This window comes from Prevotella sp. P2-180 (genome assembly GCF_002251435.1).
GTDB lineage: Bacteria > Bacteroidota > Bacteroidia > Bacteroidales > Bacteroidaceae > Prevotella.
This window is the reverse complement of record NZ_NPJI01000028.1, coordinates 1-20,004: the sequence shown is the minus strand read 5'-3', so window position 1 is coordinate 20,004 and position 20,004 is coordinate 1. Positions and strand designations below refer to the sequence as shown.

Below are 20,004 nucleotides of genomic sequence, written 5' to 3'. Positions count from 1 at the left end.
TAATTAACGGATAGAACTTGGTTCACTCTTTCGGGACTATGAACATCGGGACACGGACCTGTCCCCTGTCCCGAATCCATCCTTGGGCTGACGGCAACGGACGAACATGCCGGCTGCTGATGAACCTGCTGCAGATGGAATATGGTGTATTACCCACAAAGGTGCTGAAAGAAGATAAGGCAGAATACATACAGGCGCTAATCGACACAAGAGAAGAAGAAAACATAGAGATTTTCCTGAATTGTATGAGCCGCCTGCATTGCAGTCACCTGAAACAGGATATCGACCAATTTATAAAGAATATGGCATCTGAAATGGTCGATAAACATGGTTTTGCGAAGGAAATGGTCGATAAATGGTCGATAAAGCCCTCTTTGGCGGATAAACTGTCCAGCATTCTTGTCTTTATGGCCGATAAAGAAGAAACGACGACAGAAACCATCGTTCAGCAGTTTGGATTTACTGCAACCACCGCAAAACGCTACTTGCGACAACTTACGGAGTTTGGCTATCTCGCAGCGAAGGGAGGTAACAGAAACAGAACGTACACCATGTTGAATCCTTCGCAAATAGAAGGAAAGGACAGGTGACAGGTCACTGTCCCGCAGGAATAGTCAAAAATATAATCTCAAATGTTATAAAATAATTGAGGAGGCAGGACACTGACCTGTCCCCTGTCCCGCCTCTTCCTTATCATCCCATACGGTACGAATATTTCTGTCTTCAAACAATTTGGATATTTCACGCTTTGTCATATTGTCCCATTTTAATTGCCATTTGTTTTCATCTAAAAGCAATGATACTGCAAAAATACGGATTTTATTTTTTTTCTCCAAATTATTCGACGGTTTTTTGAATCGAAAGGGAATATTTGCGAGATAATAGAGGGTTTTATAATGGTGAACCAAGGTACCTGTCCCTGTGACCCGAGAATTATTTGTCGGATTTCGACATTTTTTCAAGAATTATTTGTCGGATTTCGACATTTTTTCAAGAATTATTTGTCGGATTTCGGCATTTTTTATATCTTTGCAGCTGATAATCAGTAAAATATGGCATCAATATGAAATATATCAGCAGAAATATCGACAAAACACTCGAAGACTGGAAAGAAAGCACCACCCACAAACCCCTACTCTTGCGCGGAGCAAGACAAGTGGGCAAATCATCCGCCGTACGTCATTTAGGCACCCAGTTCAAGTATTTTGCAGAGGTAAACTTTGAAAGTGCAAAGTCAATAGCCAACTTTTTCAAGGGCGACCTCGACGTGAAGCTTATTTCCAGCAAAATATCCAATTATATTCAGGTGCCCATTATTCCTGGGCAGACACTTTTGTTCCTCGACGAGATACAGGCATGCCCCGAGGCGATCATGGCATTGAGATTTTTCAAGGAAGACTATCCCGAGCTTCATGTCATAGCAGCAGGCTCACTGTTGGAGTTCGCCCTTCAGAGTCTTCCTACATTTGGTGTAGGCAGAATCCATAGTGTCTTTATGTATCCCATGACCTTCGACGAGTTTCTTGTGGCAATGGATATGGGGGGACTGCTTGCAATGCGCCGTGAGGCAACAGCCACACATCCGCTCGATGTCCCCTTTCACGACAAACTGGTGAATCTGTTTCGCACCTACCTGATAGTAGGCGGAATGCCCGAGGCCGTAGCCACATGGCGGGAAACAACCGACTTTCTGAAATGCCAACAAGTGCATCAAGACATCATACTCACCTATGAGGATGACTTCAACAAATACGGCAGACGCGTCAATCCCGAACTGCTCCGACTCACCCTTCACGGAGTGTGCCATCAGATAGGACAGAAACTCACGTTTTCACGTATTTCAGAGGGATACCGCAGTGCTCAGATTCGAGAGGCACTCAATTTGCTCACACTTGCCGGACTAGTTATACCAGTAGTGGCCACCTCCGCCAACGGAGTACCACTTGATGCCGAATCCGACGAAAAACGCGCAAAATACCTCTTTCTCGATTCTGGCCTATTGCTTGCGATACTTCATCTTGACGGACAATTGGGCCACGACCTCATCAAGCTCATCATGACCGCCACCCCTCAGGACCTTGTCAACAAGGGCAGCATTACCGAGATGGTGGCAGGGCTTGAAATATCCAGATACAAGGCCCCCGTCATGCGGCCACGACTCTTTTATTGGGAAAAGACGGGCAATAGCATTGCTGAGATAGATTATCTCTCGATACGCAGCATGAAGGTATTGCCTATAGAGATAAAGGCTGGCACACAGGGCGGCATGAAGAGTCTGTGGATATTCATGCGCGAGAAACACCTCAACAATGCTGTCCGCTGCTCATTGGAGAACTTCGGTTCATTTGATTACATCGACCATGACGATGACAATGCCATCCGCCACGTGGACATCTGCCCCCTCTACGCCCTCTCTCAACTCTCCTGAACATTGAGAGATAGGGTTCCTGTGACCCGCTGAACATCAGCCGCACCAGTTTTTACAACGTCTACTATTCCCGTCTCCTTCCGAGCCCCGTCGCGCCCCCCTTCCATGATGTAAGACCCATATTTGGCTTTGAAGCATCTACACTTGAAGACGCGATTTCCGCCGCCGTATTGTGAGTGACGGCATAGAGCAATTTGTTTTTACGTTTCCGCAAAAATCTCCAATGAGTAGCAAACGACATTGTATTTCTTGCCGTCAGAGGCAGTTATCAAATAATCCTTGATAACTGAACTTTAGTACAACTCCCTGTCTTTCAGAATATTAGTTATATAACAACTGATGTTTGGCACCGAGGTCCCAAAAAGGTCCGAAATTTTGGGGATTGTTCTCTTGGCAATGGTTGCTTTTTCAAAATCATACGCAACTTGTCGGGTGCGCCGATTTATTCTTCCTTCTCTTCGCCATCTTCTAACTCTTTATTAGGCCTCTGCTCTTCAAAAAACCTCTTTGCCGACAGCGGGGAAACAACATTACGTCCAGTCTTGGCCTCCAATTGATCACGAGCTACCCTTGCCACATCGCCGCCATCAGCAGCACACTTCATATTATCCTCTAACGTCTGAGGATTCTTGGATTTGGAGATGCTGGTCGTAGAGAGTTCCGCAAGCATGTTCAACACCAGTTCCTCGTTGGTCATATTGTCACGCAGGTTTTCTTTCTTCAAACCCTTAAATTCCTTGTATTCCTTGGCTGTTTTGCCTGACCAATGTTGATAAATGATGTCGGTGAGGGTGGCATACTGTATGCCCTCCTCCACATTGTGAAGCTTCCATTGGTCTGTCAAGTCCTTGCGTATCTCGATACTCTTTAGGCGTTGGTTGATCCAATTGTCAGAGTAACCGAGACGCTTGTAGTCCATCATTGCTTGCTGGATGTTCAGCTCGGGGTCTTGCATTTGGTCAATACGCTCTGCTGCCACATGGGCTATCCATTGTTTGATGGGTTCTGTCTTGGGAGAAGGTATGGATTGGATTAAACGGAAAAGTTGCTCAGTATCAGCCACATCTGTCAATCGCATCTTGCCATCGGCAGCACGAAGTTTCAAAGCGTTACAATTTGTAACGGTTTGATTGCCCTCTTTTTTAAGGCGGTTTTTCAATACTCGCCAATAGGTTTGTGGATTCTCACTATCTGTAAGTACAGCCACAACATCAACAATAGAGAAGTACCACTTCTCTTCCTTATCGTCCCATACGGTACGAATCTTTCTGTCTTCAAACAATTTGGATATTTCACGCTTTGTCATATTGTCCCATTTTAATTGCCGTTTGTTTTCGTCTAAAAGCAATGATACTGCAAAAATACGGTTTTTATTTTTTTTCTCCAAATTATTCGACGGTTTTTTGAATCGAAAGGGAATATTTGCGAGCTAATAGAGGGTCTTATAATGGTGAACCAAGATACCTGTCCCTGTGACCAGCTACGCACTCACCGGGGACGCGGGCGACTTCCACAATGGACTTCAAAAATCAAAATTAATAGAGTATGAAGACAATTTTGTCACCGACCGACTCGCTTTTCCCACAAAAAGTTTGGAGATATGAAATGTTATAGTTAACTTTGCTCCCGAAATTGAATAATCTGACAATAAATAAAAAGGTATTGACAATGGATAAGAAAGATAAAGATATTGCACTCTTTGTAGCTTTCTGCATCGAAGAATACGGAGCGGCCAAAGGAATGGCCGGCGAACATGTTCTTGACTTGTTTTCGCAATATGGTGTGACAGATTATCTCTGCAATTGTTTCGAACCATTACATACCCAAGGGCGACAATGGCTCATAGCCGAGATAGATGAATTTATTTCTATAAAGAAGAATAAGGAATGACAAAGGTTTATCACGGAAGTTTAGTCGTGGTGGAGCATCCCAAGATACTTACACCAAGCCGTACGCTCGACTACGGCAATGGTTTCTATACTACAACCTCGGCAAAACAAGCTGAGGATTGGGTGGAAAGGCGTATGATGGAAACACATACTACTTGTGGTTACGTCAATGTGTATGAGTTTGATGAAACTTACCTGGAAGATTTCAAAAGCTTGTTGTTTCCAGAACCAACAGAAGAGTGGGCAGAGTTTGTCATGGCAAACAGAACAAACAAAGACTTCATCCACGATTATGACATTGTGTATGGTCCTGTCGCAGATGATAGAGTGTATCTTCAGTTTGGCCTTTATGAGGCAGGTGCCATCGGCATCGACACACTCATCAGAGAACTCAAAACCTACAAATTGGTTGACCAATATTTATTCCATACAGAGAAGGCTCTTACAGCCCTGCAATTTCTTGAATCAAGAAAAATAGAGAAACAACATGTTCCAGATAAATCAGAGTAACGTCCACCTGTTATTGCCAGGAAAAATCAGCTGGCTGGTGGAATATCTAAATAGCGATTACGGTTTTTCTCTCAAAGAAAGCCTCGACCATATTTATCATTCCACACTTTACAAAAGACTTGCCACGGCAGACACCCTCTATTGGCAGTTAAGCCCTGTGGACTTGTACGAGGAGTTGAAAACTGAGATATCAGCATAAGCATCTGTTTCGGCGACACCCCTCCCATCTCATCCGATGACAAAATTGTCACCGACCGACTCGCTTTTTCCCACAAAAAGTTTGGAGATATGAAATGAGCCCCAAAAAGGTAATAAAGATATCATTAATCCTCTCTCCTATATCGCCAACAGCAACATAAGCATCTGTTTCAGCGATAGACCCTCAGCGGCCATCTTTGCGTCATTATTCACGTATACCACAATCTTGTGCTCCACGAGGAAGTCCATGAGCTTATGGCGGTAGTCCCGATTTTGCGCTATCACCCACAAGTCATCATTAAGGAATGCATAACTCACATGTTTTTTATCCATCCCTCTCCTTGGGCAGGCGTTGTAGTCTCTCCGTTTTTCCATGCCAGTTTACAGAATTCATCTGTCTTCATGTAATACCATGGATAATACATTGGCGTGAGGTTTTCTTGCTGTGCTTGCATAAAGAACTTGCGGAAAGTACCTTCATATATCTGTTTCACGTCGTCATACTCGATATGATTACGAGTAATCTTGCCACAGTCAATCGCCTTCAATACTGCGAGCAGAAGCACAGGTTTTGCCACAATCTTGAGGCGGCTTCTCTTCAGACTTCCCTGTTTCATATTCAAGAGTCTATTTTCTAAATACCTTAATGCCTCGTCGTAGTTATAGTATAACAGTCTGTTGTCCATAACTCATTATATTAAAGAATTATGGCGCAAAAATACAAAATATTGTATTAATGTACAAATAAAAAAATGGAAAATCTGCTTATATCATTGCAGATTTCCCATTTAATTCATTATTTCAATTTCTCTGGTTCATCGTCATCTTCACTTGTATCTTCTTTTTTATTGTTTAAGAAAGATGTAAAGACCCTTAAAAAGGCAGTTTCTTTATAAAAATAGTTTGGATCTTCTTCAAGCTTTTCCTGCATGAAGTTAAAACCGAAGTTAGCGTATTGCTCCATTTTGTCCATCATGGCATCGACAACGCTGCGTGCCGTGATATCTTCCTTGTCGAGAGCTATTAGGTCAATATCAGTTCTTGCTATTAATGCTGCAAAAATATATTTACGCAATTGACCATATGGACGTCTTCCACCCCTTTGCTCTATATTTCCCCAATATATTATAGGTTGGCCAAAAGTCTTTCGTTTGGCCTTATCCTCAACCAAAGGTCTTGTCTGGTTATAATATAACCCGATGAAGAACGCTATAATAAAAATCTCATAGCCCGCACCATATATCTTTCCACGGACTTCTTGGTATTGGTTCACACCTTTACTATAGTCTGTGAAAACATTCAATATTGAATCCTGATATTTTTTCTCCCATTCAGGATTTCTTTTCGCCCAAAGTTCAAATAGTGATTCCATATTACTTGATTCTTTCAATTATTGTACGTATAGTAGCCATGTTATTAGGATCAAATCCCTCTGCTTTCTTAATGCGATAGATTGGACAGTCAAGACTTTCCAAATCTTTGGTTCTTACCTTACCTCCAGTTATAAAGTCCTTTGTCACGATAATACACTGCTTCTTGATATTGTTGATAATATTATAGAAGTCTTTCTCTTTTGAATCGCCGAATGAAGATGTAGCAGCATCAAATATCAAAGGATAATCCTCCTCACGCTTTTGTTGAGTAAAGTCTGAAATAGCAAAGAGCACAGAAATGTACATTACCGTTTTTTGTGAGCCTGATGGCTTTTTGATCTCTGTACCGTTAGAGCTGAACAACTTTATCTCTGTTGAATCCTTAGCTGTCTGAATTAATCTCACTTCACCATGGAAATCGTTGGCACTGAGTTTTTCTACATAAACGTTAGTCCTTTTTTCCAAATCAGCCAAGAAGTTGGCAAGATTATCGTCTTTTGCCTTAATAATTGCTTTTGCAATCTCTTCAAGGGTATGATGCACATCACGAAATAGCCTAACTTGTGAACTTGCAGGATTTAATTCTTCAAGCTTTGATTTCATCTCACTCATTTGAGCCTGTAAATCATTAAGCTCATTGGTGAGGTCTGTTAGTCTAACCTGAGCTTTTTCTTTCTGTTCGAAAAGTCCTTTAATATCATGGAATTGGCTCTCAAGCATATTTTCCGGAATATTACCCACTTGAATCAACAAACGAGCTTTGTCATCTTTTATGTCTTGTATCTTATTTTCAAGTTCTCTTAACCTATTCTTTAACAATTCAACCAAATCCAATCTGTCCTTTATTTCACGGGCAATAGAATATACATGTGCTTCATTTTCTCCGCTCATTGAAACGCTAAGGTTATGCAGTTGCTCTATGTAAGTATTTTTAAATAATACGGCATCATCTATTTCTTTTTCCTTTAGTTGCCTCTCAGCTTTTGCTTCCACATGACGTTTATAGTCTTCAAGTTTCTTCATCATGAAATTATAAGCATCAGTACCTTCCTCTGCTGTTCTACCGCATACTTTACAGATGTGATCGTGCAACATATCTTCCATCGTCTCTTGATTTGGCAGATACCATGGCAATTCAGTGGCGCCATTAATCAAGGCACCTTGGATTTCTTTTATTGTTTCAATTTTTGCTTTTTCAGCTGCTCTACGTTTGTCAAAATCTCTTTCCTGCCTCCTCTTTTCTTTGCTGAAAGAAGAACATTTGTTTTGAAATTCTTTCAAGATGTTAGGGAATGCACACAATATCCATTGGCGGTCAAGCAGACTATGGTTATAATCTACCATACCTATTTGACTGCGAAGCTTTAGCGCATCATTTTCTTTTTGAACTAGCCTTTTCTGGATGTCCTGATATTTTTCACAAGACTCTTGATTCTGTTCTAACTGATTAAGTTTGGTTTCGTAAATTTCAATAGAAGCGCGTTTGTCATTGATATCGCTTTTCTTTTGTTGTATGTCGTTTGCAAGTTTTGTAATTCTGAAGTCTAATGCATTTGCTTCTTTAGATACTTTCTCGTCTGATTTGATCTCTTTCAAATACGCTTTGTTCGAATTCTCCTCAAACAAGTTTGCAGTGTCTACGAGGAAGTCAAATTTTCTAACATCAGAAAATTTGTCTACAAGTACTTTCAAAGCTGTCTTGTCATCAAAAACTTTAAGGTCAGACTCTCCCTTGAACATGCTGAACCTTTGGATAAATGCATCGTAGCAACGATTAATTAGAGATTTACCACTTACAGATTCTCTTTCTGCCCCTTTTGTTTCATAACCACTGTACGAAACATTTCCTGCAATATATGAAGTGGTATCCTTACGTTCAAACTGGAACGACTTTTCAACCTCCATGTCACGATTGTCATGCTCAAACTTGATGCTTACTGACACCTCGTCGTGTTCTCCAATTTCAAGCTTAGACTTACGCATTTCCGATACATGTTCAATCCTGCCTCTGTCGACAGTTGTATCCAAAAGCCATTGGATAGCCTCGAAAAGTGTGGTCTTTCCATCGCCGTTGTCGCCCAATATGAGTGTCAGCCCATCTTTAGAAAACTCAAAACAGTTGTTGTCACCGTAATAGCTTCTAAAATTCTTTATTCTTATTTCCTTAATAATCATAGTTTTCCTTTTAGGTATTCGTTAATTTCTTTCCACAGTTCCTTCTGTAGACTTTCTTTTGACTTGTTGTCTGCCTTAGGGTCCAGGTCATTGATTCGTTTTACAATTCTTGCTACAGTACTGATAACAACATTATCAGATTGCTGCGCTTCGAATATGTTCCCTACTTCAGCAGGAGAATAATCTCCAAACTTCATGAGCCGTTCATTATATAGAATCGCCTCTAACATTTTTCCGTCATTTATCATAAGCTATATAATTAAAATAAATGTAATCCGTAATAATTCAATATATCCTCTAACTCGCTATAAGCGTAATCTGAATTTTCTGATAGCGTAGCAAAGTTTCGCACTCTGAGAAGCTCGTTTTTCAAAAGGTTGCGCTCCATATTATAGCTCTCAGATGTAGGGTCGATAACAGGAGCGACAACCAAGTCGTGAATTATTGCAATGTGTTTGTCTTCATGCTTTCTTAGTATTCTGCCACGGCGTTGAATAAACTGTCGTGGATTTCCTGTACTTGCACAAAATATTGCCATTTCACTACGAGGGACATCGACTCCTTCATCAAGGCATTTCATAGAGGTTAGAACTTCTATCTCACCTTTTGCAAATTGTTCAAGAATGACATCTCTGTCTTTTATTCCTGACATGAACTTTTTTACAGTTGTTGTATTACTGACATTCTTTGCAATTTCAGAATACACATCAATAAGACTGTCAGTATAGTCGTCATCTTTAATTTCATCATTGCAGTCATAAACATCAGCATTATCGTCATCTGTACGAGTTCCCTCAGGGACATAGACAAGAGTATATTTCAGATTCCCTTTTTCCTTATATCTTTCTTCAAGAATTGACTTGAAAACAGTTTCTTTATTCCTTGCCTTATGAATGATTCTCTTTCTCTTCAAAAGCAGTCGAGTCAAGATGTCGTTTGAAGAGGGGAAACTATTTGATTCATAATTGAAGAACTTGGACAGTTGTATTGATATTTTTATATAATCAAGAAGTTCTTCAGATGTGAGAGTTACAAGATGCGGGTAATACTTGTATCTACACAAGTATCCCTTGTCTATAGCTTCTCGCATGTCGAAAGTGAATGTATACCCGTTTTCACATCCGAAAAATTTGTTTATTGCTGCATTCCCTACGTCATCATATTTTCTGTCAGGAGTCGCAGAAAGACCAATACGACGCAGAAATTTTATACCTTCAATTCTGTCCAATATCCTGCCAGCTCCCATATTGTGAGCCTCGTCTGCAATGAAAAGCAGTTGCTTACAGGTTTTCTTGCTGAAAGAAACCAGGTCGTGAAATATTGTATCACGGGCAAAAGAGGCATAGGTAGCTATAATAATATATGAGACTTCACTATTGTCGAAACTTAAATCTTCCTTAAGCTTAATGGCATCTATGTCTGATTTCCATTTGTGGTTCTTAGAACATACTTTTGTGATATTCTTAAAGTTGAATTTTTTACATTCTTCTTCCCATTGGTCGACCAGCGTAACAGTAGGAACAAGGATGATTGCCTTGTAATACTTCAACTGATTGTATATATTCAAAAGGCAATTTAGGGAGGTCAATGTTTTGCCTGTTCCTGTTGCCATAGCAAAAAGACCCTTTTGACGATTGCTTTTCCAATTCTCAAACGCCTTTCTCTGATATGGGCGAGGTTCAGAATAAGGGAAACGAGGTGCATCGTTTGCAATTATATTGCCTGTAGAAACATTATTTTTTTCAATTATTGATGACACTTTGCTTTGAGCTCGCGATAGAATTGCCTTAATCGTGGAAGGTATTTCTTCTGCCATTCGATTGTCAATCAAATGCTTCTCGTCTTCAATAAGATCACATAATTCTTTCTCATCAAACTTAGTCGTAATGTATGTCTCTATTTCTGATGTGTCACGATATATCACCGTTTCATCCTTTCCTTGGAAAGTTACCTCAAAATCTTCTGCAATGTCATTGACTTTATAAATATCGCCTTCTCCGTCCCAATCGCAGAAAGCCGTTATACTCTCAATGTTGGACAATAGAGCAGAACGTGAGAAATTGCATGAACCGTCAAATGCCACACGGTTCAAGCCGTCGCTGAAAATACCACATTTAGAGTGAGCGATTCCATTTCCATATTTTGGAGCAATTATTTTTATCTCTATCTGTTTGTTTCTGATGAGCCAAGATAGACACTCAAAGAAATGTTTGTCGCGATTAGACAACCTGTTTCTTATAGACTCAATATCTTGTAAGTTAAAGAAAGGTAAGTCCAAATCTGACTCTCCTGTCATAATCGCTTCCTTGTCATTTTCAGATAGTATGTCGTTTATGACTAATCGCATTCTTCCTCCATTATAGAGGAAGGCTGCAAATCCGTCAGACAGTACATTTATTGCAGATGAAGAGAAAAAGCCAAGTTTCAAATCAAACTGAGTGGCATTGCACAATGCCTCAGAAAAGAAACCGGCAGGCTCCCATTCTGATTTAGACTTAAATCGTCGGCTTTTAGGCCATAAGACACTGTTCTTCAGCATAACGAATCAATCTAAATAAAACAATTAGTACACATTATATCATCACCAAGGATATCAACAAGAGTTGTGCCTTGTTGCTGCTTTTGGGCTTGTTCTTGGCGCTTGATGATATCAAGCTTTATCTGCCGTACCCTATCAGGTCGGGCCAGTTCTGAGAGACTTTCGCCTTGATTCCACGTATATCCGTCTTTCTCAAATGTCATAGCCTTGGCATAAAGGTCGGGGTGTTGTTCGAGAAGCCATATCCATTCTATCTTCTGCTGGAAAAAGCAGAAATAGCAACCGCTGCGGCTGCGACAGTATGTTCCCGTCTTGCCATCAACCTCGAAAGGTAATTCCTCATAATAGGCTGGGACTCCAACACCACTTTCTCTCAATAGACGGAATATGTCTTCTTTTACAAGAATGTCGGTGTTGTCGAGTAATGGGAATGTGTCTAGCTTTCCTACCGGATAGTCTGTTGTCTTAAGAAACTCAAATACGGCATGGTTGAAGAGCTTTATGTCATAATCGAGCAGGCTATTCATCTTTTTGGAATAGTAGAACTGTTTGGTTATAGGCCGTTTGACTGTTTCCATTATTTCCTCTTTAAGAATTCCGTCAGGACATAGCCTTTCATATATGTCAACTATTTGCTCATGATTGTCTTTGTTGAGAAATTTGTTGATTACATCAATACTCCAAATGTTCTTGCGGAATGGGAATACAGCTTGTATGTTTGGCTTTGACGATATGTAACCATCCCTGTCTTCGTCTCCCCTTATACCTACGTATGATACTGCATAATCGTCTCCTACGTATTGTTCAAACATATCGAGTTTCATCTTCTTCGTACACCATCTGGCTTGTGGTGACGGCAAAAAGCCTCCCATGGTTTTAAGGAAATGCTCAAAAGGGGTAGGCTCAGGACTTCCTTCCGCTGCCCTGAGACGAACCACATTGCCGAGGTAAGCTTCAAGCCGATTGATCAGTATCTCTGTTTCCGCCAGTTCACAACCTGTATCTGAATTGTAATATTCAATTTTATGATATGGATATTTCTGTTTCAGATATATGGCGAGAGCCGCACTGTCCTTGCCTCCCGAAATGCCTAATATGTGTCTTACCTTCATCTCTTAATCTTTTCGTTTATTATTGAAAGAAGCGTGCAAACATCGATATTGATATCTCCTGATAGAAGAGACTCAATCTTTTTCTTAAGTATATCAGACTTCTGCTTGTCATTCTCAGGCAAAACGTAAGTCTGTGTCTTTACATTTGTACCTGTATTGGTTACCATGTCGAAGGAGTAGGCCTCAAACTTGTCACCATCTTTATTGACATGTTTTGAAATGTCGGAGTATTTTTCGCATTCCCGGAACAGGAAAATCAGCTCGTCGGCTAATCTGTCTTCCTGCTCGTCACGAATAGAGTCTAACCTGCATTCTATTGCTGTGAAGCAGATAGACTGATACCAAAGTTCCCTGTTGTCATATTCTGTCATTATATGATGATAGAACTCGCGTAGGCGGTCAGTAAGCAGGTAAACTTTAACATTTGCAAGCCTTTCTCTTATCTCCTTCACGTATTCTTTGTAATCGTACGAGGCAAGACCGATTCCTTCAACTAATCTCTCCTCAATTCTGTCTATAAGGCGTGTGTAGCACGAACGTAATTCCTTTATGGCACGTAGAATAACAGCACCATACTCATCGATTGAACTCTCTTGTTTCAAACGCTCCTTATTGAAACCGAGTGCCTCAGGAAGGTCATCGAAGAATGCCTTTTCCGGGTCTTTTGCTGTTGCTAATATATCACGGAAACGCATTGTTGACTGATGCTCGAATTTCCTTGTGTTTCGAGTATAGGCATTTAACTTCTTATAAAAGAAGAGAAATGGTTTGATGGTTTCTACAAACTTATCGCTTTGTATGTTAAACTCATCGCCAAGATTTACGAATTTCCTATATTGGTTAAAGAAGCCAAGTTTTATTCCATCTACAGCGAAAGCCTTAACGGAGAAGTCTCCAGGATGTTTTTGAAGGAGATCGAAAAATTCTTCGTTGACATTTGGCATATAAGCTCCTTTAGATGAGTCATATAGAGCATAATCCTGTCTTTTGATGTAGAGATATGTAGGTAGCCAGAAATCGATAAACCCTTGTTTAAGTTTGTATGGCTTGTTTGACAGTATCTTGATCAGCTCAGATATTTTGCGCGGTTGACTGACGCTTTTTTCAAGGAACTCCTCTGAAGCTTCCCATAAAGACAAAATGCCGTTGTTGGATGGCTTGTCTGTAAAACAGCCATTGACATGTAGACCTGTATTCTTTAGCAGAGAAAAGTATATTGTCTTTTCTGGCGGGAACTTGTCTATTTCAAAACCCCAATCTTCCTCATTTCCATGAACAAGCATCGCTTCAAGATATTTCGCCTTTGCCTGTGATATCGTGCTGCTTAATCTATGCTTGTTGAACAATTCGTTGTTCATTATGGGTGTTTTGAAATACACCTCATCACATACCTTTGATAAAAGTCTGTTGAAATCCCTTAAAGAGGCAACTTCTTGTTTCTGACCATTGTATATCCATATTACATTCCCTTTATACTGAAAAAGGTTGTCACTGATGGTTTTGTTTAGTTGTTCTTCCTCATATTCTTTAAGCTTCTTTATTTCGTTGATGGCGACACGGTCTGCGCCATCTGCGAGTACGTGTTCGAGAATATAGACGTACTTGTCGATATTGTAAAGATGCTCAACTATTATGTCGGTATTATTAAAATACGCATATATTGTAGATCCTTCGTGTTCCTTGCTAAACTCCATAAGGTCTTGCAATGCGTTCTTCTTTGTTGAGAATATGAGCTGGATATATCCGTCGGTATCACCTGACGGTATCATCTCTATAGCTTCTTCCCTTATTTCATAGTCAAAAAACCTTGGAGTTCCTTTCTGATAATAATGCGCCTTGACAGGTGATATCCTTTTATTAAAGAATACGACAAGTTCTTCAATAAATGTTGTAGGTCTGGAAACAATCAATCCGGCTTTGATTATTTCCTCCTCAAGATTAATGTCGGTTCCCTCAAACAACATTAGCCTCTTTTTGTATTCAGCATATCGAATTATCTTGCATGTCTCAAGCCTTTTGATAATACCATAGGCATCGTCTATTCCCATCGCATACTGTGCGTATGTAGAAAGGCTCTCCCTGTTCAATGTAAATGTAGAGGGACCAAACAGATTGAGAAGGCCTAATGCCTTTACAATATTTACAGCGTGAAGCATTTCTTCGCGAGTATTCCACTGCTGACTTTCAGTCCTGTCTATCGACACCATCATTGAACTCCATGCCATAGAGTCTGTGTTAGCTTCTTTTAGATAACTGTAAAAGTTATAGTACACATAGTCGAAAACCAGTTGCAGGTTGTATGTGAGATTATCCTTGGGAGTAAACTCTGATATTGAGTTACTTCCTTTGGTAGAGAGGAATGTGAATAATGAACGCTCATTCTGTCCATACCTTTGAATGGCAGCAGTTATGGCCAATGCTGACATAGTATCCATAGGATATAGTTTGAGAGCGGTATCAATAGTGAAACTTTTAGACACATATCCCATGTGGACTGCAAGGTCATATATTTTTTTTGCTACTTCTTTGCCTGTTTCATTCTTATCGCCATAAAGTTGACAAGATGCTAAACTTAATATTTGTTCAATAGGCTCCACAAAGGCGATTTCCTTGAATCTGCCCTTTACCTTTGTCCATTCATTTCTTTGCGTTTCTTTTAGTCCTTTGGCGTATGATCTGAAATTCTGATGAAGGGTAGTGAGGAGGAGGATTTTTCGAGACGGCACATTTACAAATTCAGCAAGTTTCTGCATAAAATATAACTCTCTCTCCGGATTGTTCTTCGCTGCGTGTTCCAATACTTTTCCGAATTCATCAATCACTATTACCAAGAAGTGATTTCTTTTTTGAACCTTATTATAGTATGATTTTAATTCGTCAAGCACACTGCTATAGTTTCCCTCATTGTTCATTTTTTTACTTATCAATGTTGACAGCTCTGCATAATCGCCAACAATGTTCATGAACTCAAATCCATCAGAATTTGATAGATTGGATGGAGTCAACAAATATGGTGTTTTCTTTTCTTGAGTAAGATCAGACTCCAAGGCAAGGAGAAAGCTGGACTTGCCTGTTCCGTATGTACCTATAATGGTAAAAGAGTGTATTCCCGACCTATAAGAATCGAGAATACTCTCCATTGACTTCTGTACGTTTGAAGTGACAATATATCGAGTTTCTTTGGCAAATCCTTCTTCAATGTTCGCCGAGAGGCTAAATCTATGTTCCATAATAATTGTCTAATACTTGTTGAATGCTTAATTCCTTAATGAACTGCAACTGCCTTATGCCAGCAACATCACTGTATTGCATATAGTTGACGTATTTTTTTGATAGTTCTTGAAGCATGTGAATTGTCTCCATTTCATTCATGCAGAAAGAAAGACCTACTTTTTCTTGAATGAATTCAAAGGGGATGGTGTTGTCTTCACATTTTACAGTGAGTAAAGAATAAAGGAATATGTCACTGTCTACACTTCTTTTGCCTTCAATATTGAAGTAATACTCTTTGGTTTCCATTGATTGACGTATCAGGTCAAGGTCTATCAGCAGAATAGAATAATCTTCGTTTGACTTTGGCTTTGACGGTAAGGAATAGTTTTGCAGTAATACGCCTACGTCTTTCTTTATAGTGTTGGCGTTAAAGACATTTTGCTTGCCGTCTTCCGCAAAACGTCTTTTAATGTAGGAAATGACATGGTCACGGCTGAAACTTTTCCGCTCTCTTTGGAAACCGCGAAACAGCCAGTTGTAGATGGTTGCCTCAAGGTGATTGATAATGTTGAAATGTAATATCCAAATGGTGCCGAGGTCTTCTATGTATTTGTCTTTTCCAGATTCCTCATCAAAAAGATATTTTCCCAACCAGGATATTTCTCCTGTGGGTTCAATAATATTAAATGCTTTAAGCCAGTATCTTATTGATGCTACCATATTTTTGCCCACACCCAATTCCATTACTGCTTGTGGCGAAGAGAATTGGTTGCCGGCAACTACAAAGTCGTATCCCTTTTTCAGCCATAAAGACTTGCAAGGAAACGACTCATGTCCTGAAAAAATATACTTTGTTGCAGACATTTTTACTGAATGTGGTAGGCAATGTCCCTGTTGCCTTGATGTTCCCGATTAGACATTGAGCCTAAAGAAAAAGAAAGCGTGGGAATCTTGCCAGTTGCCAATCCCACTGTTCGAGGCTCTCGCATTGCCCTAATTGTAAGGATTGGACAACGCAGAAGCCCACGCATAGGTATATATCGAACCATAGTGTGGAATGTCATATATAGATACAACAATCCACGGCTGGCAACAATATACCATCCGTGGGCATTCACCGCTGTCTTGTCCTTTTACAATTATGAGTAATTTGCGAGATTACGAACAGTAAAAGACAAGCGTTTGGTAAACGCCCTTTTCATATAAGCTGCACCCACCCGCTAACCCTCTTCGGGGCTTCTGCAAGCGAATGCAACTGCAAAAATACGGCTTTTATTTGTTTCCTCCAAATTTTTCGAGTTCTTTTTTATTATATATGGACAATTTACAGGATAATGGTCGGAAGATTGAAAGTTGAAGGTCAGAAAATTGAAAGATGAACGGTGAAGGCGGAAATTACAGCCCCCCTCCTCCAGTTGGGGGACTCCCCCTAACTTAGGGGGAGAGTAAAGTTACAACACTGCATGGACTTACATCTATTATTTATTCTTCCTTCTTCCACATTGTGAAGCTTCCATTGGTCGGTCAGGTCCTTGCGTATCTCAATACTCTTTAGGCGTTGGTTGATCCAATTGTCAGAGTATCCGAGACGCTTGTAGTCCATCATTGCTTGCTGGATGCTCAATTCGGGGTCTTGCATTTGATCAATGCGCTCTGCTGCCACATGGGCTATCCATTGTTTGATGGGCTCTGCCTTGGGAGAAGGTATGGATTGGATAACGCGGAAGATACCTGTAGTGTCAGCTGTCATCTCCTTATGTTTTTTGCCATCTTCGCTGACCAACGGAACCAGGGTACAAATTGTACCCCAGTTGGCCTTAAGACCTTCGTCCCTGCTTTTCATTCTTTTTATATACTGTTTGGGGTCAGCACTATCTGTAAGTACACCAACTACATCAACAATAGAGAAGAACCACTTCTCTTCCTTATCGTCCCATACGGTACGAATCTTTCTGTCTTCAAACAATTTGGATATTTCACGCTTTGTCATATTGTCCCATTTAATTGCCGTTTGTTTTCATCTAAAAGCAATGATACTGCAAAAATACGGTTTTTATTTTTTTTCTCCAAATTATTCGACGGTTTTTTGAATCGAAAGGGAATAATTGCGAGCTAATAGAGGGTTTTATAATGGTGAACCAAGGTACCTGTCCCTGTGACACGAGAATTATTTGTCGGATTTCGACATTTTTTATATCTTTTCAGCTGATAATCAGTAAAATATGGCATCAATATGAAATATATCAGCAGAAATATCGACAAAACACTCGAAGACTGGAAAGAAAGCACCTTGGTTCCCTTCCATGATGTAAGACCCATATTTGGCTTTGAAGCATCTGCACGTGAAGACGCGATTTCCGCCGCCGTATTGTGAGTGACGGCATAGAGCAATTTGTTTTTACGTTTCCGCAAAAATCTCCAATGAGTAGCAAACGACATTGTATTTCTTGCCGTCAGAGGCAGTTATCAAATAATCCTTGATAACTGAACCTTAGTACAACTCCCTGTCTTTCAGAATATTAGCTATATGACAACTGATGTTTGGCACCGAGGTCCCACTACAAGCCCTTCACTTCATCTATTGTCAAACCCGTTATATCAGATATCATCTCCAATGTCAAACCATAGGCCTTCATCTTGCGGGCATTTGCAATCGCTCCTTCCTTCAGACCTTCCTCGCGTCCCTCCATGCGTCCTTCCATGCGTCCCTCCATGCGTCCTTCCATGCGTCCTTCCATACGCACACCCTCAAACACGCTGATGGTGTCGCGGTATTTCTTCAGGGCCTCATCGTATTGCAGGCGCTCGGCACGGGTCATGCCGCCAACGTCGGCGATGCTCTCGAGCTTCTTGAAAACGGCACTCTGAGCCGCCCAGGGCAATCTGTTTAATGTTTCCATATTCTTTAATAAATAAATCCAACGTTCTACTTGATTCTCACATTCATCCGCCTCTTTCTTGAACAAAGGGAGCTGTAGGTATATCATACGCAACTTGTCGGAGAACTGCTCCTTTGTATCCTTCTCGGCAAGAACGACATCAGTGCGGAACTGCTTCTTGAAATCCAGGGGGCTGAAATTAAGGAAAGCCACAAGATAAACAGAGTCTATCTCATAGTTCCATGACGAACCCCGCTCGCCCTGGCGGGCTATCGACTCCGACACGTAGTATATGCTCCTGTTCTTGAAGAATGGCTGCGACTTGTTTTGCATCTCAACTATTATCTTCTCTCCCTCGTCGGTCTCGCAATAAATGTCGTAAATCAGCGACCTGTCTTCCTCAAACAGTGCAGGCTGCTCCTTGTCGAGGAATGTAAGGTTTACGATGCGCTTCTCTCCCTCAAACAGGCTGTTGAGGAAGTCGAGCAGCAGCGGTTTCGACAGCTCTTGTCCGAAGATTCTCTTGAAACCGACGTCGGTGAAAGGATTAATATATTTTGCCATATCTCGCTTTTTGATGGCAAAGATAATCCTTTTTGTTGAAACTGCAATATAAAGGATGGAAATGTTACAAATAATTAACGGATAGAACTTGGTTCACTCTTTCGGGACTATGAACATCGGGACACGGACCTGTCCCCTGTCCCGAGCGAAATTCATCTTGAGTAATAATGAATAATGTGTCAAAAAATGGGCTTCAAACTTGCATTTTTCTTATCATTTTCAGAAAAACAACCACAAAATCATTGAAATCTTTCGTAAATGAAATTAATTCCAATAATTCTTGTTATATTTGCACCATAAATACTACGAATATGGAAGAAAGGCAGAGTTCAAACTTGTTTTGAAAATTCTGCCATGGCGATAAAAGGTAGGATGAAATCCAATACATGCAGCGGCTCATCAGAGATGTAGTGACAGGACAAATAAAAGTATGATAAGTATGACGCAAGAGAACAAAGACATATTGCTTAAACTGCTGAAGCAACACAAGGAACTCGGCATCTCGGAGCAGATAGACTATGAGAAGTTCTATCTGTACTCTATCATCACGCACTCTACAGCCATCGAAGGCAGTACGGTGACAGAAGTAGAGGCGCAACTGCTGTTTGATGAAGGTATTACCAGCAGCAAGCGCACTATGGCAGAGCAGATGATGAACCTGGACCTGAAGGTGGCATACGAATATGGTATGCAGTGGATTCGAAAGCATGAACCCATTACCGTTGAGTGGCTTGTTACTCTTGCTTCAAAGGTAATGTACCGCACAGGAAGCGAATATCATTCACTCGGCGGTGACTTCGACGCATCAAAGGGAGAACTGCGCAAACTGAATGTCACAGCGGGCATTGGAGGCCGGTCTTATATGTCGTACCTTAAAGTACCCATGGCGCTACAGGCATTCTGCGAGGAATTGAACAGAAGGCGCAGTGAGATAGATCCGTCAGATATTGCAGCTGTCTATGACCTTAGTTTTTGGGCGCACTTTGAACTCGTCACCATCCATCCTTGGGCTGACGGCAACGGACGAACATGCCGGCTGCTGATGAACCTGCTGCAGATGGAATATGGTGTATTACCCACAAAGGTGCTGAAAGAAGATAAGGCAGAATACATACAGGCGCTAA

At 40.7% G+C, this 20,004-nt stretch carries 20 protein-coding genes and 1 pseudogene; 6 read left to right on the top strand and 15 right to left on the bottom strand.

What is annotated here, in order from left to right; genetic code table 11:
* Nucleotides 1-38 precede the first annotated feature (38 nt).
* On the top strand, nt 39-590 hold the full coding sequence (locus CIK98_RS04015; protein ID WP_094382996.1) for a Fic family protein: 552 nt from the start codon (nt 39-41) through the stop codon (nt 588-590).
* Between the two features lie 45 nt (nt 591-635).
* Here CIK98_RS04015 and CIK98_RS17575 read toward each other — a convergent pair whose 3' ends face one another.
* Nucleotides 636-836, bottom strand: a complete 201-nt coding sequence (locus tag CIK98_RS17575; RefSeq protein WP_141210401.1) for a hypothetical protein — start codon at nt 834-836, stop codon at nt 636-638.
* A gap of 227 nt (nt 837-1,063) precedes the next feature.
* Here CIK98_RS17575 and CIK98_RS04010 point away from each other — a divergent pair, with 227 nt between their 5' ends.
* A complete protein-coding gene (locus CIK98_RS04010) occupies nt 1,064-2,428 on the top strand; it encodes an ATP-binding protein (protein WP_094382995.1) in 1,365 nt (454 codons plus the stop codon).
* A gap of 64 nt (nt 2,429-2,492) precedes the next feature.
* Here the strand turns inward: CIK98_RS04010 and rhuM (CIK98_RS18645) are convergent, their stop codons facing one another.
* Complete coding sequence (rhuM, locus tag CIK98_RS18645) at nt 2,493-2,669, bottom strand: RhuM family protein (protein ID WP_253249638.1); 177 nt, start codon at nt 2,667-2,669, stop codon at nt 2,493-2,495.
* A gap of 201 nt (nt 2,670-2,870) precedes the next feature.
* A complete protein-coding gene (locus CIK98_RS04000; RefSeq protein ID WP_094382994.1) occupies nt 2,871-3,734 on the bottom strand; it encodes a Bro-N domain-containing protein in 864 nt (287 codons plus the stop codon).
* Nucleotides 3,735-4,096: 362 nt separating this feature from the next.
* Here CIK98_RS04000 and CIK98_RS03995 point away from each other — a divergent pair, with 362 nt between their 5' ends.
* From CIK98_RS03995 to CIK98_RS03985, 3 genes are read left to right on the top strand one after another with little or no spacing between them, the layout of a single operon-like run.
* Nucleotides 4,097-4,318 (top strand): DUF3791 domain-containing protein, encoded by a 222-nt coding sequence (locus CIK98_RS03995; RefSeq protein WP_094383031.1) that lies wholly within the window; start codon nt 4,097-4,099, stop codon nt 4,316-4,318.
* Nucleotides 4,315-4,827: a DUF3990 domain-containing protein gene (locus CIK98_RS03990; protein ID WP_094382993.1), complete on the top strand. Its 513-nt coding sequence runs from the start codon at nt 4,315-4,317 to the stop codon at nt 4,825-4,827. Before CIK98_RS03995 ends, CIK98_RS03990 begins: the two co-directional genes overlap by 4 nt.
* Nucleotides 4,805-5,026, top strand: coding sequence for a hypothetical protein (locus CIK98_RS03985; RefSeq protein WP_094382992.1), 222 nt, complete (start codon nt 4,805-4,807; stop codon nt 5,024-5,026). Before CIK98_RS03990 ends, CIK98_RS03985 begins: the two co-directional genes overlap by 23 nt.
* A 137-nt stretch (nt 5,027-5,163) precedes the next feature.
* Here the strand turns inward: CIK98_RS03985 and CIK98_RS03980 are convergent, their stop codons facing one another.
* The 12 genes and pseudogenes from CIK98_RS03980 to CIK98_RS03925 all read right to left on the bottom strand — a co-directional run bounded on the left by CIK98_RS03980 (nt 5,164) and on the right by CIK98_RS03925 (nt 18,880).
* Complete coding sequence (locus CIK98_RS03980) at nt 5,164-5,358, bottom strand: hypothetical protein (protein ID WP_094382991.1); 195 nt, start codon at nt 5,356-5,358, stop codon at nt 5,164-5,166.
* Nucleotides 5,340-5,642 (bottom strand): hypothetical protein, encoded by a 303-nt coding sequence (locus tag CIK98_RS03975; protein ID WP_172409813.1) that lies wholly within the window; start codon nt 5,640-5,642, stop codon nt 5,340-5,342. Before CIK98_RS03975 ends, CIK98_RS03980 begins: the two co-directional genes overlap by 19 nt.
* Nucleotides 5,643-5,821: 179 nt before the next feature.
* Complete coding sequence (locus tag CIK98_RS03970; protein WP_094382989.1) at nt 5,822-6,397, bottom strand: glycoside hydrolase family 15; 576 nt, start codon at nt 6,395-6,397, stop codon at nt 5,822-5,824.
* Nucleotide 6,398: 1 nt separating this feature from the next.
* Nucleotides 6,399-8,573, bottom strand: a complete 2,175-nt coding sequence (locus CIK98_RS03965) for an AAA family ATPase (protein WP_094382988.1) — start codon at nt 8,571-8,573, stop codon at nt 6,399-6,401.
* Nucleotides 8,570-8,821 carry a hypothetical protein gene (locus CIK98_RS03960; RefSeq protein WP_094382987.1) on the bottom strand — a complete coding sequence of 84 codons (252 nt, stop codon included), beginning with the start codon at nt 8,819-8,821 and terminating at the stop codon, nt 8,570-8,572. The genes CIK98_RS03965 and CIK98_RS03960 overlap by 4 nt, the downstream gene beginning before the upstream one ends.
* 11 nt (nt 8,822-8,832) lie before the next feature.
* Nucleotides 8,833-11,112, bottom strand: coding sequence for a DEAD/DEAH box helicase family protein (locus CIK98_RS03955; RefSeq protein ID WP_094382986.1), 2,280 nt, complete (start codon nt 11,110-11,112; stop codon nt 8,833-8,835).
* A gap of 11 nt (nt 11,113-11,123) precedes the next feature.
* Complete coding sequence (locus CIK98_RS03950; protein WP_094382985.1) at nt 11,124-12,224, bottom strand: phosphoadenosine phosphosulfate reductase; 1,101 nt, start codon at nt 12,222-12,224, stop codon at nt 11,124-11,126.
* Nucleotides 12,221-15,364, bottom strand: a complete 3,144-nt coding sequence (locus CIK98_RS03945; protein WP_253249637.1) for a hypothetical protein — start codon at nt 15,362-15,364, stop codon at nt 12,221-12,223. Before CIK98_RS03945 ends, CIK98_RS03950 begins: the two co-directional genes overlap by 4 nt.
* A gap of 79 nt (nt 15,365-15,443) precedes the next feature.
* Nucleotides 15,444-16,301, bottom strand: coding sequence for a DUF4007 family protein (locus tag CIK98_RS03940; protein ID WP_094382983.1), 858 nt, complete (start codon nt 16,299-16,301; stop codon nt 15,444-15,446).
* A gap of 625 nt (nt 16,302-16,926) precedes the next feature.
* Nucleotides 16,927-17,427, bottom strand: a pseudogene (locus CIK98_RS03935) (Bro-N domain-containing protein); the annotation flags it as partial.
* Between the two features lie 122 nt (nt 17,428-17,549).
* The gene (gene rhuM, locus CIK98_RS03930) at nt 17,550-17,876 is read right to left on the bottom strand and encodes a RhuM family protein (RefSeq protein WP_216358953.1); all 327 of its coding nucleotides are present in this window, start codon (nt 17,874-17,876) and stop codon (nt 17,550-17,552) included.
* Between the two features lie 119 nt (nt 17,877-17,995).
* A complete protein-coding gene (locus CIK98_RS03925; RefSeq protein WP_094382981.1) occupies nt 17,996-18,880 on the bottom strand; it encodes an Rpn family recombination-promoting nuclease/putative transposase in 885 nt (294 codons plus the stop codon).
* 439 nt (nt 18,881-19,319) lie between these two features.
* Here CIK98_RS03925 and CIK98_RS03920 point away from each other — a divergent pair.
* A partial coding sequence (locus CIK98_RS03920) for a Fic family protein (RefSeq protein WP_094382980.1) occupies nt 19,320-20,004 on the top strand: 685 nt, incomplete at its 3' end.